Origin of the sequence: Sphingomonas lycopersici (genome assembly GCF_026130605.1) — a bacterium.
Lineage (GTDB): Bacteria > Pseudomonadota > Alphaproteobacteria > Sphingomonadales > Sphingomonadaceae > Sphingomonas > Sphingomonas lycopersici.
The window spans coordinates 712300-726240 of the sequence record NZ_JANFAU010000001.1 but is presented as its reverse complement, the minus strand read 5'-3'; the positions used below and the strand labels follow the sequence as shown (position 1 = coordinate 726240).

Sequence of the window (13941 nt, the reverse complement as noted above, 5' to 3'; positions counted from 1 at the left end):
GCGGCATGAGCAGGACCATTCTTGTCGTGGAGGACGACCCGGCCACGGCCAACTTCCTCACCTCGGGCCTCGAACAGGAGGGCTATAACGTCCGCCGCGCCGCGGACGGCGTGCGCGGGCTGGAGCTCGCGCAGCAGGACGATCTCGACGGCATCGTGCTCGATCGCATGCTGCCCGGACTCGACGGCCTCAGCCTGCTCGAAACGCTGCGCGCGCGCGATTGCGACACGCCGGTCATCATCCTCTCCGCGATCGGTTCGACCGACGAGCGCGTGCGGGGGCTCCGCGCCGGATCGGACGATTATCTGGTCAAGCCCTTTGCGATGACCGAACTGCTCGCCCGGCTGGAGGTGCTCCACCGCCGCCGCGCCGCCGCGCCCGCGGTGGTCACCCGGCTCGCCTGCGCGGACCTGACGCTCGATCTCCTCACCTCACGCGCCGAACGCGCCGGGCAGCTGCTCCAGCTCCAGCCGCGCGCGATCCAGCTCCTCGAATTCCTGATGCGCAACCAGGGGCAGGTCGTCACCCGCTCGATGATCCTCCAGAAGGTATGGAATTACGATTTCGATCCCGGCACCAACGTGATCGACGTCTATGTCAGCAATTTGCGCAAGGAGATCGACCGGCCGGGGCTCACCCCGCTGCTGCGTACCGTGCGCGGCGCCGGCTATCGACTGGGCGCGCCGGCATGAGCCCCGCGCGGCGCCGATTGCCCGCGTGGCGCTCGACCAGCGGGCGCTTCCTCGCGCTGCACCTCGTGCTCAACCTCGCCTGTATCCTGCCGATCCTGCTCTACGTCTATTTCCAGGTCGACCGCATCATCATCGCCGATTTCACCCGCCCGCTCGAATTCCGGCAGAGCAATCTCGAAAAGCAATATGCGCGCGGCGGCATCGCCCAACTGAGGCACGAGGTCGAGAGCCGCGCCGCACGCGCGCATCGCGACCGGACCGCGATCCTGCTGGTCGATCCCGAAAGCCGCAAGCTCGCCGGCAATATCGCACGCTGGCCCGCCGGGCTCGCCGCGCCGATCGACTGGACCCCGTTCGCGCTGACCCGCGACAGCGGCGGCGCGCCCGATAAATTCCTCGTCAAGACGGTCCGCTATCCCTCCGGGCACCGGCTGCTGCTCGGCGGGCTGCTCGACAATCGCGCGCGGATGGAGGGGGCGCTGCTGCTCGCGCTGTTCGCCGCCTTTGCACTGGCGGTCCCGGTCGGCCTCTTGGGCAGCGTCGCGATCGTCCGCGAGATGAACCGCATGGTCGCGGCGATCGCCGGGATCGGCCAGCAGGTCGGCGCGGGCGATCTCGCGCGCCGCGCCGATACTGACGGCAGCGGTGACCCGGTCGACCGCCTCAAGACCTCACTCAACGCGATGCTCGACCGGATCGAAACGCTGGTGGAAGAACATCGCACGCTGACCGACGCGCTGGCGCACGATCTGCGCTCCCCGCTCACGCGCATCCATATCCAGGTGAGCGAGGCGCTGGCGGAATCGCCCGCCCCCGAATCCCGCGCGCGGTTCGACGCGATCGCGCTGGAAGTCGGCATCGTGCTGCACATGCTCGAAAGCGCGCTGGAGATCAGCCGCGCGGAGGCCGGCGTCGGGCGCGGCACGTTCGAACGCTTCGACCTTGCCGCGGTGCTCGGCGATCTCGGCGAGATCTACCAGCCGCTCGCCCGCACAAACGGGGTCGAGATCACCGTCGCCTGCCCGCCGCGGCTCGAGTTCCACGGCAATCGCGCGCTGGTCGCGCGCGCGGTGGCGAACCTGATCGACAATGCGCTCAAATATGGCGCGGCAGGCGGCGCGATCGCGCTCGAGGCCGAGGCGGTCGACGGCGAGGTGCATATCTGCGTCGCCGATCGCGCGGGCGGCATCCCCGCCGCACGTCGGACCGAGGCGATCCGCAAATTCGGCCGGCTCGATCGCGCGCGCAACACCCCGGGCACCGGGCTCGGCCTCAGCCTCGCCAGCGCCGTCGCCTCGCTCCACGGCGGACGGCTTGCGCTCGAGGACAATCGGCCGGGGCTGCGTGCGCGCCTGATCCTCTCGCTTCTGCCGCCCTCGTCATCTCATCAGCAAGGAGCCACCGAATGACCCATATCTCCAAGACCCGCCGCGCGCTGGCGGGCGCCGTCGCCGTGCTGCTTTCGGCCACAGCGGGGAGCGCCGTCGCGCAGGAAGCGCGCAACGTCATCCTGTTCCTCGGCGACGCGGGCGGGCTGCCGACGCTCAACGCCGGCGGGATCCTCGCGCATGACCGGCCGCAATCGCTGTTCATCCATTCGATGCCGCATATCGGGCTGTCGGACACCTCGTCGCTCAACCGCTGGGTGACCGATTCGGGCGCGGGGATGACCGCGATCATGACCGGCCACAAGACCAACAATTCGATGGTTTCGGCCGTCCCCACCGGTCAGAACGGCGCAGTGGCCCCGGTCAAGACGCTGCTCGAATATGCCGAACAGCGCGGGCTTTCGACCGGCGTGATCACCAATATGGCGATCTGGGACGCCACCCCGGCGGCGTGCTTCGCGCATGTCGGCGCGCGCAAGGACAAGGACGAGATCTTCCGCCAGATGCTCGCGCCGCGCTTCGGCGACGGCGTCGACATCCTGGTCGGCAAGGGCCGCGCCGATGCCGTCGCCTCGCTCGCGGCGCGGCAGACCACGCCCGAACAGGCCTTTGCGGCATCGGGCTACCGCTTCGGCGACGATCCGGCGATCGTGCGCGATGCGCGCCGCGCGGCGGTGCTGCGTGACACGGATTTCGCGCCGATCCCGACGGTGGAGGCGACGATCGCGCAGCTCGCCCGCAATCCCAAGGGCTATTTCCTGATGGTCGAATGGGACATGCATACCGACGATCCGAAGAAGGGGCTGCGCCACGTCGTCGAGATGGACGAGATGATCCGGCGGGTCAGCCAGATCGCAGGCAAGGACACGCTGATCCTGTTCACCGCCGATCACAGCTTCGGGCTGCGCACCGGCGGTGGCGAGCGCGGCACGCCGCTGGCCGCGCAATATGATGCCGCAGCGGCGAAGCCCGGCGTCACCAACGCGACCAACGACGTGATCAGCGTCCAGGACGGGCACACCGGCGAGGAGGTGATCGTCGCCGCATCGGGCCCCGGCGCGGACAAGGTGCACGGCTTCTTCCCCAACACCCGGCTGTTCGACATCATGCTCTCGGCCTTCGGGTGGAAGCGCGACCAATAGCCGAAAACAGGGAGCCGCGGCGGTCGCGTCGCGGCTCGCTATGCCGCCGCGCGTCGATAGGCCTCAATCAGGCGCGTGAAATGCGCGTCTTCGCTGAACCGATGTTGCACGTCTCGATGCGCCGCGCGGCCGAGGCGGCGGCACAGCGCAGGATCGTCCCACAGCCGGCGCATCGTCGCGGCAAGGTCGACCGGATCCCCCGGGGTGAAATGGAGCCCGGTCTCGCCTTCACGCACCGTGTCGCGCAGCGCGCCGATCCGCGCCGCGATCACCGGGATGCCATGCGCCATCGCTTCCGCGGCGACGATCGCGAAGGTCTCGAACCACAGGCTCGGCACCACCAAGAAGCGCGCGCCGCGATAGAAAGCCGCCAATTGCTCGGCATTCGCGGTGAGGGTGACGGCAATGTCCGCGCCGTCGACATGGCGGCGATCGCTTCCCGCGGGGCCGGCGAGCCGCACCGGCAATCCGCTGATCCGCGCCGCATCGCGCAAGGTGTCGATCCCTTTCTCGGGCACGAAGCGCCCGGCATAGCCGATATAGCCGCCGCCCATCGGATCGACCGGCGCGGGCGCGGCGGGAATCGCGCATTCGTTGACGGTGATCCGCTCAGGCGCGATCCCCGCGCGCTCGATCAGCCAGCGGCGGCTGAAATCGGTGAGGACGATGAATTGCGCGACATGCCGCTGGTAAAGACCGCGCCAGCCCGCCACTGCGTGGCGCAGCGCGAAGGCAGCGCTTTCCGCGCGGTTCCCGCGGCAATTGCGCACCACCGCCTGATGCGCGCCCGAATCCGCACAACGCGTGCAGACCGCCGCGCCGTCATAATGCGTCGCGACCGGGCAGGTGATGCGGAAATCGTAACAGCTATGCACCACCGGCACCCCGGCATCCGCGCAGAGTTCGAGCACCCAGGGCGTGATCAGCGGATAGAGTTCGTGGGTGTGGACGATATCGGGCCGCGCGTCGCGTAGCCGCCGGCGAAAATCCCGCAGCGCGGCCGCGCCGTAAAGGCCGTTGGCAAAGGCCGATACCTTCCCCGCCAGACCCGGCGGCAGCGCACGGCTGTCGCGCTCGAATGTCGTGATCTCCAGCCCCCGGCGGCGCGACAGAGCGATCGTCGCATCCCAGGCATTGTCCGATCCGCCCCCGCCGCGATGCCGGTTGAAGACGTGGAGGATCTTCAAACGAACAGTTCAGGACGATAGGTTTCGCCCACCTTTTCCGGCGCCGCCTGCCGCCCGGTGCGGCGCTGCGCGACGACATGCCGGAACAATGTCGCATAACCGTCGACCACCGCATCCCAGCGAAACACCGCGGCGGCGCGCGCCTGCGCCGCCCGCCCCAATGCCGCGCGGCGATCCACGTCGCCGTCAAGCGCGCGCAGCAACGCGGCAAGATGGCCGGGGGCCTTGTCGAAATAGGGATTGTCGTCCCCCACCACCTCGCGATGGAACACGACGTTGATCGGCAGGCACGGCGCGCCCCAATGCATCGCGCGGAGCAGACTGGGATTGGTACCGCCGACCTCATGCCCGTGGAGATAGAGCGCGCAATGCCGGTAGAGCGCGTTGAGCGCTGTTGACTCGAACACCCCGCCGACGCAACGCACCTGACCATCATCCTCCAGCGCGATCGCCCGCGCATAATCGCTCTCATAAGGAACGCTGCCGACGACGATCAGTGGCCGCGTGACCCCGGCCGCACGATATTCGCGAATGATAAGATCGACGTTATTTTCCGGCTCCATCCGCGCCACCACCAGATAATAATCGCCGGGTGTAACCCCGAAGCGTTCCAGTGCAGCCGCGTCCGGCTCGTCCCCGACCTTGCCGGAATAGGGAATATAGGTCGACGGCGCGTCATATTCTTGGGCGTAATAGCGCTGCATCGCGCGCGAATCGGTGACGAGCCAGTCGGCTAGTCTGGCACTCGCCTTCTCCGACCATTGATAATAACGCTGTTGGAGCGGGCTCCATTTGCGCCTTTGCCAGCCGAGCCCGTCGGTGTGGATGACGACGGGGACGCGCATCGCCTTCAGCGGGAGGATGAACGGCCCGTTCCCCGGATCGACCACGAAGGCGAGATCGAAGCGCCGCGCGCAGGCGTCGAGGATCGCCATATTGCTGTGGACGATGCTTTCGAAACTCTTGCCTCCGGGCGCGGGCAGATACCGACAATTGACGCCTTTATAGTGCGGCGGGCGCGAATCATAATATTGGTTGCGGCAATAGACCGTCACGTCCATGCCGTGATCGCGCACCAGCCCGACCGCCAGCTCCTCGACCAAGGTACTGAACCCACTGTAGCGCGCCGGAATTCCGCGGTCGCCGATCAGCGCGATGCGCAACGGGGCGGATGCATCACTCATGCGGCTTGAACCCGATCCACACGTCCTGCGTCATATCGGCGGTCGCGCCGGGCTGTACCTGCTCGACCCGTTCGAACCGCGCGAGCAGCCTGTTCCGCACATAGGCAGGCGGGTGGACCGCGAAATACCATTTCTTCCCCTCCTGATATTGCGCCTGGGTGACGATCTCGCCGCGATCATAAGCCTCGCGCTCGGCGCGCTGCGCCAGCAGATAGCGATAGTGATCGCCGTGGGTCGTCGCGATCAACAGGCCGCCGGGCCGCAGCACGCGCCGCAATTCCATCGCCCAGGCCTCGTGCATGTCGGCGGAAAGATGCGTGAAGACCGAGAAATTATAGATCGCGTCGAACGTCCCGTCGGGAAAGGGCAAGGGCGGCGCGAGCTCGTTCAGCGCGAAATCGATCCCGGGCAGGTTCACCGCGCACCACGCGATCGTCGCCGGATTGTAATCGGTGCCGGTGAGCCGCGGCGCGCGATCGGCGAGCAGATCGGGCAGATGCCGGATGAGCCGCCCCGGCCCGCAACCCCATTCCAATATACTGAGCCGCGACGACGCCGGAACGTGCCGGCGCACTAGGTCCGCGAACACCCGGGCATGTTCGTGCCCGATATCGTGATACTCCGCCCAGTCGACCTTGTTGTAAGCATCGAAGGCGAGATCGGCGGGCGGCACCGCGAAATCGGGATGCGCGGCGCGGAACGCGCGATTGTCGCGCGCTTTCCCCGCGGTCCGGCGCAGATAGGAGACGCGGTCGAACACGGGCAACAAACCGAGCGCGCGCGTCGCGCTGAGGATCTGATATTTCATGCCGCTCGGCTCCTTCATCCCCGATACAATCCCCGCGCGAAGGACGGGTCCTGCGCGACGGTCGCGAGAAGCGGAAAGGGCGCGTCGGGCGCGCTCAGGCGAAACCGGTTGACGCGATCGCGCGCGACATCGAGCACCAGCGCGCTCGCCACCCCCGCGCCCAGCCCGGCGATCAGCCCGCCGATCAGCAGCAGCTTGGTCGACGGCCAGTCGGGCTTGTCGGGCAGCGCGGCATGTTCGACGATCTGGATCGACGAGGGCGCGGATTCGGCGGTCGCCGCGGTCACCGCCGCGGTCGTCAGTTTCTCCTGCAACGCCAGATAGGTCTTTTCCAGCGCATCATGCGCGCGGCCGAGATCGTGGCTTTCCTTCATCTTCTGCGGAATGCGATCGACCTCCTGCCGCCGCGCGGCGACATCGGCCGACAGGCTGATCAACGCGCCGCGATCGCCCGCGAGCTTGGATTCGAGCGCGGCCTTGCGCGCCGCCAATGTCTCATAGCCGGTATTGCGGGCGATGCTGGTCTGCTGAACGCTGCGCGCCGCCTGACCTGCCATCTGCTTTTCCAGCACCGCGATCTGCGCGTTGAGATCGGCCACCTCCGGCGAATCCGGGCGATAGCGGATCAGCATATTGTCGCGCGACAGTTTCAGCTTGGCGAGATCCTGGCGCATCGTCGCGAGGACGGGATTGTCCCCCAATGTCCGCGCGGCGACGACTTCACGCGCCTCGCGTGCCAATTGCCCCGATACGGCCATCAACTCGCGCTGGGTCTGTGCGATCGCGGTGCGCCGCGCGTCGAGCTCGCCTTGCATGCCGAGATATTGGCTGACCTCTACCTTGTCCTTCTCGAACATCAACAGCATGTCGTTCTGGGTATAATAACGCTCCATCTGCTGTTCGAGCGTGAGCAGATTGCGCCGTGTCTTATCGGCCTCCACCTCGAGCGCGTCATACGCCTGACGCGCCTCGCGCGCGAAGCGCTGGCGACGCTGCGCGAGATAGGTTTCCGCGACCTTGTCGGCGATCTCCGCGACGCGCGGCGAAGGCCCGCGGACGTGCAGGACGCCGATATTGGTGTCGTTGAGCGGCTGGAGCGATACCCCGGTGCGGAAATCGTCGAGCGTGCGCGCTTCCTCCTGCTGCTGCGGCGAGAGGATGTAGCGCGATTGCGGCCGGGGAAAGATCCGCTCCTTGGTCCAGCGCCACGCCTCGCCCGGCCAGGATTGCGTCCACAGATAGGTGAGATAGCGCAGCGGCGGGTGATAGACGTCGCGATAGTCGAGCTTCAGCTCGCCGATCACCTGATGCAGCACCGGGCCGGACGTCGCCATCACCACTTCGTCCTTCAGCGCGTTGCGCCGGAACACCGCCCATCCGTCATAGAAATTTTCGCGCTGCCGATCGTCCTCGGCCCCCGCCGACAGCGTCACCGAGGCGGTATAGATCGGCGGCCAGAGCGCGATATAGAGCGTCACCAGCACGAGCGTCAGCCCGGTGACGACAAGGATCAGCCGCCGATGCCCGGCGACCGCCAGCATCAGCGCCTGCCCCGCCCGGCGGAAATCGAATGTATCCGCCTCGGGGCGATGCGCCACCGCCTCCGGCGCCGGCAGCAGGGGGGAGGCGTCGGTCATTTGCTGATCTCCTGCAGCACCCTGAGCTGGGCGTAGGGCATCAGCACCTGATTGAGCCCGCCGAGCGGCGCATTGAGATAGTCCTGGATCACCCGCGCGAATTGCGAGCTGGCGGTTTCCTGGACGATCAGCAGGTCGCCGGGCTGGAGCGGCACATTCTGGAGCGTCAGCAGCAGCCCCGCCTTCCCGCGTGCCTGCGATTGCAGGATATGCGCGGTGAGATAGCCCGACGGTTCGAGCCGGATCAGCGCCACGTTGGAAAGCTTGCCCGACCGCCCGATATCCCCGGCCTGAATCAATGCCTGCGCCGCGGTCGGCACGTCGCGCAGCGGAAGCGCGCCGGGGTGTCCCACCTCGCCCGCGACGAATACCTTTTCCTCGCGCGGGTTGGTGACGGTGATCGTCACCTCGGGATCGATGATCCGGCGCAGCAACTCGCGCCGCACCAGCCCCGCCGCCTCCTGCGGCATGAGGCCCGCGACGCGCAGGTCGCCGGCCTTGGGGAGGCTCACCATCCCGTCGGGTCGCACCGTCACGGTACGCGACACCTCGGGCATATGATCGACCAGCACCTCGATCACATCGCCCGGCGCCAGGACATAGGCCTGGCGATAGCGGCCGATCGACGTCAGCACGTCGGGCGCGGCAGGGATCGTGCGGGTTTCGTTGAGGCTCCCCGCGCAGCCGGCGAGCAGCAGCAGGAATGTCGCGACCGCCGCCCTCATGCCCCTGCCCCCATCGCCACGCCGAGCCGCCGCCCCCAGGCCCGCGGCGACAGCGGATTGGCGGCGCAGGCGGCGCGCAGCTTGGCACGCGCCTCGTCCCGGTCGCCGCCGGCGAGCGCGATATCGGCCTGCGCGCGGTACAATCGGGAGACGATCTTGCGCCGCCGTCGCTCGGGCGCACCGCTATACTGCCGGCGTTCGAGGATGCGCAGCATCGTGCCGACCACCGCCGGATTGCGCATCAGCCCGAGCATATTGCGCAGCGACCCGGCATGATAGCGCACCCCGAGCAGCAGATCGGGCTCGTACCAGCCGGTCGCGCCGATATCGCCCAGGCGGGTCATGACGTTGAGTTCGAACGGGAAATTTCCGTGGCAATCCTGATCGACGAACCCCGAGCGGCGCAGCCACGCAGTGCGGAACACGGTGCCCGAGATCGGCGTGAACCCGCTCGCCATATGCGTCTCGAGCACCGGGAAGCGCCCGCCTTCGCGCCGGCTGCGCCCGTGATCGCGCTGATAGCCATAGGTTTCCAGCGTCAGCCGCGTTCCGGCCTCATCCATCACCCAGGGGTTGGCGACGAACAGCGCGACATCGGGCGCGGCGTCCAGCGCGGCCACTGCGCGCTGCAGATAGGAAGGCGCCAGCACATCGTCGTCGTGGAGGATGCAGAAATAATCGGCATCGCCCGCGGCGCCGAACAAATAGCGCCCCTGGCCATATTCGCCGCCGTTTTCCGGCTGCTCCACGAAGCCGATGCGACGGTCGCCGAGCGCCTCGACATAGGCGCGCACGGTGTCGCCCGCCCCGTCCGGCGAGCGATTGTCGCTGACGATCGCGCGGAAATAGCCGAAGGTCTGCGCGCGCAGGCTCGCCACCGTTTCGCGGACGAAATCGGGCCGGTTGAAGGTCGGGATGCCGACGAAGATCCGCTCAGAAGAAATGCCGATTCTCCCGATACCAGTCGAAGGTCTGCGTCAGCCGCTCGTCGAGCCCCGCCGCGGGCGTCCAGCCGAGCTTGTCGGCGGCCAGCGCGGAGGAGAGATATTGCGCCTGGATCTCGCCGTGCGCATTGTTGAGCACGATCGGTTCGAGATCGGCGCGCGCGCTCCCGGCGAGGATGCGGCGCACCAGATCGAGCGCGCTGACCGGATCGCCGGTGCCGAAGTTGAACGCGCGCCCGACCACCGCGTCGTCGCCCATATGCTCGCCGAGCTTGAGATAGCCCGAGACGATATCCTCGACGAACACATAGTCGCGCACCGGCGAGCCGTCCGAGCGGATCACCGGGCGTTCGCCGTCGACGATCGACAGGCACGTCCCCGGCACGATGCGGTTCACGTTGAGATCGCCCGGCCCGAACAGATTGCCGCAGCGCGTGATCGACACCGGCAGCTTGTAGGTCGTGGCATAGGAAAGCGCGATCAGATCGGCGCAGCTCTTCGACACGTCATAGGGATGCCGCCCCTGCAGCGCGAAATCCTCCTGATAGGGCAGCATGTCGTGGTCGCCATAGGCCTTGTCGGACGAGGCGACGATCACGCGCTCGATCGTCGGCACGCGGCGGCACGCCTCGAGCAGCACCCAGGTGCCTTTGATATTGGATTCGAAGGTCGACATCGGATTGCGGTTGGCGACCCCGACGATCGCCTGCGCGGCGAGGTGGAATACCGTGTCGACGGCATATTCGTTGATCGCGCGCTCGATCAGCTCATAATCCTCGAGCTGGCCGCGCACCACCTTGGCGCGCGCGGCGAGATCGCCGGCGTGGAAGCGCGATTGCGGCACCATATCGCGCACCAGCGCAACGACCTCGGCGCCTTCATCGAGCAGCCGCGCGACGAGCGAGCCGCCGAGGAAGCCGGTGGCGCCGGTGACCAGGCAGGTCTTACCTTTCCAGAAGCTCATGCCGCTTGCTCCCGCAGCACCGGCGCGACCACCCAGGGCAAGGGGCCGCCGCTGGCGATCACCTCGTCCATCTCGACCACGTCCTTGTAGAAATCGAACGACTTGAAGAAGCCGGCGTGACGATAGGTATAAGCATCGTGCCGCCCGATCAGCGGCGGGATGATATCGCGCTCGAGATTCTCGCCGTTCCAGTCGTCGAAGATCGACGGGTCCATCACCATGAAGCCCGCATTGATCCAATAATCCTCGATCAGCGGCTTTTCGACGAATTTGCTGATCGCGCCATCGTCGGCGACGCTCATCACGCCATATTGCGAATACATCGGCACCGAGGTGATCGTCAGCCGCGCGTCATGCCCGTGGTGAAAGGCGACCAGATCGTCGAGCGGGACGTCGCACAGCCCGTCGCCATAGGTCGCGATGAACGGGCCGTCGATCAGGTGGCGGCAATTATAGATGCGGCGTCCGGTATCCGAATCCTCGCCGGTATCGACGATCTCGATCCGCGCGCCGATATCCTTGCCCTCGAAATAATCGTGAAGAACATCCTTGCGATAACCCGCTGCGAGAATGAAGTCGGTGAAGCCCTGACGGATGAAGTTCTTGATCACATGAACCAGAACCGGGGTGCCGCCCAGCGGCAGCATCGGCTTGGGCAGATAAGTGGTGAAGGGAAAGGCCCTGATACCTTGCCCGCCGCATAGAATAACGACCTTCATGGAATGTCTCCCCTTCCATCATCGTTGAACAGCGTTCGTCACTTCCCCTGTCGCCTGCTCGAACCGGTCGAGCGGTATCGCCGCGAAGCCGATACCGAATTCCGGCCCCTTCAATCCGCGCTTGATCAGTGGCGCGAGCGCGGCCTGCCGCACATGCCCGCCGAACCAGAGCTTGAGCATGCCGTCGTCGACGAGCGGCGCGGGGGCGAGGATCTCGCCGCCGGTCCAGCGCGCGCTGTCGCGGGTCACGACCGGCGCGCGATCCTCGTCGAACGGCGGCGAGCCGTCGCGCGAACGCGCGTGGTGGATCGCCACCTGCCGCCACTCGGGATCGCCGCCCTTGAGGACATGGACGACCGAATAGAAGAGGTCGACGCTCCCGTCGGCGCGCGCCAGCGCGGCGGGCGAGCTATAGCCGGCATAGCCTTGCGCCGCGGGATAGAGCGCGCCCTGCGTCAGCACCTGCCGCGGTGCGGAAAAATGCGCGCCGTCGGTCGATTCGACCACGCCGATCGACTGGAGCGGCGGCCCGCCACCCTCGCGCGCGCCGACCGCGGAGAAATAGATCAGCAGCCGATCCTTCACCACCACCGCGCCGGGCTCGCCGACGAGATAGCCGTTCCAGTCGGTCGCGCCGCCGGTCGCCTTGAGCAAGGTCCACTGCGCCACCTGCCATGTGACCCCGTCGCCCGACACGGCGAGCCCGATCGCCATCGGCGATGCCGCGCCCGACGGATAAATACCGGTAAAGGCCATGAAATATCGGCCGGCGAAGCGCACGACGCTCGGCGTCTCGACGCTGACATAGGGGCCGCCCTGCGGCGATAGCAAGGGTTGGGCGGGCGAGAGCGACCAGCTGCGCCCGTCCGGCGATACCGCACGGAACGGCAGGATCGGCGGCTCGAACGGTTTGACCGTGCTGGTCGTCAGATACATGACGTACCCCCGCCCCTCGCGCAGCACCGACGGATCGTTCCACAACGCCTGCGCGCGCAGCGCCCCGGCGGGCAATTGCGGCGCAGCCTCGACCCGCCAGTCCGGTTGGGCCGCAGGCAGCACCGGCTCGGGCGCCGCGGCGCCGCAGCCCGCCAGCATCGCCAGCGGCGCGAGTTGATGCGCGAGCCGGGGAAGAAATCGCGCCCGCATCAATAAGCATTCCGGCCGTGGAACGGCACGATCAGCGTCTGGAGCAGGATCTTGAGATCGAGCCGCAGCGACCAGCGGCGCAGATATTCGATATCGTGCGCGACACGCTGCTGCATCTTGTCCAGCGTCTCGGTCTCGCCGCGCCACCCGTTGACCTGGGCGAGTCCGGTGATCCCCGGCTTGATCTTATGCCGCACCATATAGCGGCGGATCACCGTGCGGAACTCTTCGTTGAGTCTTACCGGATGCGGGCGCGGCCCGATCACCGACATGCTGCCGTCGAGCACGTTGAAGAATTGCGGCAGCTCGTCGAGCGAGGTGCGGCGCAGGATCGCCCCGACGCGCGTCACCCGCGTGTCGCCGCGCCGCGCCTGCACGAACCGATCCTCGCCGCCCGCGTACATGCTGCGGAATTTCCAGATCTGGAACGGCTTGCCGTCCAGCCCGTAGCGTGTCTGGCGATAGAAGACCGGGCCGGGCGAATCGAGGCGGATCAGCAGCGCGATCAGGATCGTCGGGATCAGAATGATCGGCAGGATCAACACCAATAATGCGACGTCCTCGATCCGCTTGACGACACGCGAATAGCCCTCGAACGGCGACTCGACCACGCTGACGACTGGCTGGCCATAGAGATCGTCCCAGCGCGCGCCGACGAGATCCAGTCGCGACAGCGGCGGACAATAATAGATCGACGCGGTGGTATCCCCGAACCGGTCGATGATCGCCTTGATCCGCTGCTCCGCCGCCATCGGCAGCGTGACATAGATGCGGCTGACCCGGCCCTGCCGCGCGAGCTGGTACAATTGGTCGACATTGCCGCCGAACGCATCCTCGCCCAGCGCGACGGTGCGCCCGTCCGCCGGGCGGCGATCGTCGAATACGCCGAGCGGCCGGATCCCCATCCAGCGATGCTTGTCGAACACCGCCAGCAGGCGCTCGGTCGTATCGGTGGCGCCGATAAAGGCCGCATTGCGCTGATCGTGGCCGAAGGCACGATAATAGCGCAGCGCCATCCGCAGGATGATGCGGAACAGCATGATCGCCGCCAGCGATGAGGCATACCATCCCGCCGCCGCCGGCAGCCACCGCCCCGCCTGGTCGAGCGGCAGATCGCCGATCAGATAGAAGGATGCCATGATCGCCACGAAACAGGCAGTCCAATAGACCGTCAGCTTGGCGAGCTCGTGCCGCAGTCTATTGATCCGCCACGATCGGCTGAGATGAGAAAAGGATGCGATCAGCTCCAATATTGCGATGCATAGCAATGCTTCCACCGCGATCGGGTGCGGCGATTCCCAACCGGCGGCAAAGACGAGGAACAGCATCGCGACGACGAGCGCGGTATCGGTCAACCGGCATAGGCGCACGAAAACGGCGCCGAATTGCTGGACTACGCCGCGCG

The 13941-nt window shown here is 66.9% G+C and carries 13 protein-coding genes; 3 read left to right on the top strand and 10 right to left on the bottom strand.

Annotated elements, in window-relative coordinates:
* Positions 1 to 5: 5 nt before the first annotated feature.
* The 3 genes from NED98_RS02915 to NED98_RS02905 are packed head-to-tail and all read left to right on the top strand — an operon-like array spanning position 6 to position 3222.
* Positions 6 to 692 (top strand): response regulator transcription factor, encoded by a 687-nt coding sequence (locus NED98_RS02915; RefSeq protein ID WP_179514248.1) that lies wholly within the window; start codon positions 6 to 8, stop codon positions 690 to 692.
* Entirely contained in the window at positions 689 to 2101 is a 1413-nt protein-coding gene (locus NED98_RS02910; protein WP_265311874.1) for a sensor histidine kinase, read from the top strand. Before NED98_RS02915 ends, NED98_RS02910 begins: the two co-directional genes overlap by 4 nt.
* Positions 2098 to 3222, top strand: coding sequence for an alkaline phosphatase (locus tag NED98_RS02905; protein WP_265311873.1), 1125 nt, complete (start codon positions 2098 to 2100; stop codon positions 3220 to 3222). Before NED98_RS02910 ends, NED98_RS02905 begins: the two co-directional genes overlap by 4 nt.
* A 38-nt stretch (positions 3223 to 3260) precedes the next feature.
* Here NED98_RS02905 and NED98_RS02900 read toward each other — a convergent pair whose 3' ends face one another.
* From NED98_RS02900 to NED98_RS02855, 10 genes are read right to left on the bottom strand one after another with little or no spacing between them, the layout of a single operon-like run.
* The gene (locus NED98_RS02900; protein WP_265311872.1) at positions 3261 to 4409 is read right to left on the bottom strand and encodes a glycosyltransferase family 4 protein; all 1149 of its coding nucleotides are present in this window, start codon (positions 4407 to 4409) and stop codon (positions 3261 to 3263) included.
* Positions 4406 to 5593 carry a DUF1972 domain-containing protein gene (locus NED98_RS02895; RefSeq protein ID WP_265311871.1) on the bottom strand — a complete coding sequence of 396 codons (1188 nt, stop codon included), beginning with the start codon at positions 5591 to 5593 and terminating at the stop codon, positions 4406 to 4408. Before NED98_RS02895 ends, NED98_RS02900 begins: the two co-directional genes overlap by 4 nt.
* A complete protein-coding gene (locus NED98_RS02890; protein WP_265311870.1) occupies positions 5586 to 6401 on the bottom strand; it encodes a class I SAM-dependent methyltransferase in 816 nt (271 codons plus the stop codon). Before NED98_RS02890 ends, NED98_RS02895 begins: the two co-directional genes overlap by 8 nt.
* Before the next feature lie 14 nt (positions 6402 to 6415).
* Positions 6416 to 8038, bottom strand: a complete 1623-nt coding sequence (locus NED98_RS02885; protein ID WP_265311869.1) for a GumC family protein — start codon at positions 8036 to 8038, stop codon at positions 6416 to 6418.
* Complete coding sequence (locus tag NED98_RS02880) at positions 8035 to 8763, bottom strand: polysaccharide biosynthesis/export family protein (RefSeq protein WP_265311868.1); 729 nt, start codon at positions 8761 to 8763, stop codon at positions 8035 to 8037. The genes NED98_RS02885 and NED98_RS02880 overlap by 4 nt, the downstream gene beginning before the upstream one ends.
* Complete coding sequence (locus tag NED98_RS02875) at positions 8760 to 9680, bottom strand: glycosyltransferase family 2 protein (RefSeq protein WP_265311940.1); 921 nt, start codon at positions 9678 to 9680, stop codon at positions 8760 to 8762. Before NED98_RS02875 ends, NED98_RS02880 begins: the two co-directional genes overlap by 4 nt.
* A gap of 16 nt (positions 9681 to 9696) precedes the next feature.
* Entirely contained in the window at positions 9697 to 10671 is a 975-nt protein-coding gene (locus tag NED98_RS02870; protein ID WP_265311867.1) for an NAD-dependent epimerase/dehydratase family protein, read from the bottom strand.
* A complete protein-coding gene (locus NED98_RS02865; RefSeq protein ID WP_265311866.1) occupies positions 10668 to 11390 on the bottom strand; it encodes a nucleotidyltransferase family protein in 723 nt (240 codons plus the stop codon). Before NED98_RS02865 ends, NED98_RS02870 begins: the two co-directional genes overlap by 4 nt.
* 18 nt (positions 11391 to 11408) lie before the next feature.
* Entirely contained in the window at positions 11409 to 12536 is a 1128-nt protein-coding gene (locus NED98_RS02860) for a glycoside hydrolase family protein (RefSeq protein WP_265311865.1), read from the bottom strand.
* On the bottom strand, positions 12536 to 13891 hold the full coding sequence (locus NED98_RS02855; protein WP_265311864.1) for an undecaprenyl-phosphate glucose phosphotransferase: 1356 nt from the start codon (positions 13889 to 13891) through the stop codon (positions 12536 to 12538). Before NED98_RS02855 ends, NED98_RS02860 begins: the two co-directional genes overlap by 1 nt.
* Positions 13892 to 13941: the final 50 nt, after the last annotated feature.

Coding starts and splice junctions, on each gene's coding strand:
- NED98_RS02915 (WP_179514248.1), top strand. CDS start 6: ATGAGCAGGACCATTCTTGTCGTGGAGGACGACCCGGCCACGGCCAAC.
- NED98_RS02910 (WP_265311874.1), top strand. CDS start 689: ATGAGCCCCGCGCGGCGCCGATTGCCCGCGTGGCGCTCGACCAGCGGG.
- NED98_RS02905 (WP_265311873.1), top strand. CDS start 2,098: ATGACCCATATCTCCAAGACCCGCCGCGCGCTGGCGGGCGCCGTCGCC.
- NED98_RS02895 (WP_265311871.1), bottom strand. CDS start 5,593: ATGAGTGATGCATCCGCCCCGTTGCGCATCGCGCTGATCGGCGACCGC.
- NED98_RS02890 (WP_265311870.1), bottom strand. CDS start 6,401: ATGAAATATCAGATCCTCAGCGCGACGCGCGCGCTCGGTTTGTTGCCC.
- NED98_RS02885 (WP_265311869.1), bottom strand. CDS start 8,038: ATGACCGACGCCTCCCCCCTGCTGCCGGCGCCGGAGGCGGTGGCGCAT.
- NED98_RS02880 (WP_265311868.1), bottom strand. CDS start 8,763: ATGAGGGCGGCGGTCGCGACATTCCTGCTGCTGCTCGCCGGCTGCGCG.
- NED98_RS02870 (WP_265311867.1), bottom strand. CDS start 10,671: ATGAGCTTCTGGAAAGGTAAGACCTGCCTGGTCACCGGCGCCACCGGC.
- NED98_RS02865 (WP_265311866.1), bottom strand. CDS start 11,390: ATGAAGGTCGTTATTCTATGCGGCGGGCAAGGTATCAGGGCCTTTCCC.
- NED98_RS02860 (WP_265311865.1), bottom strand. CDS start 12,536: ATGCGGGCGCGATTTCTTCCCCGGCTCGCGCATCAACTCGCGCCGCTG.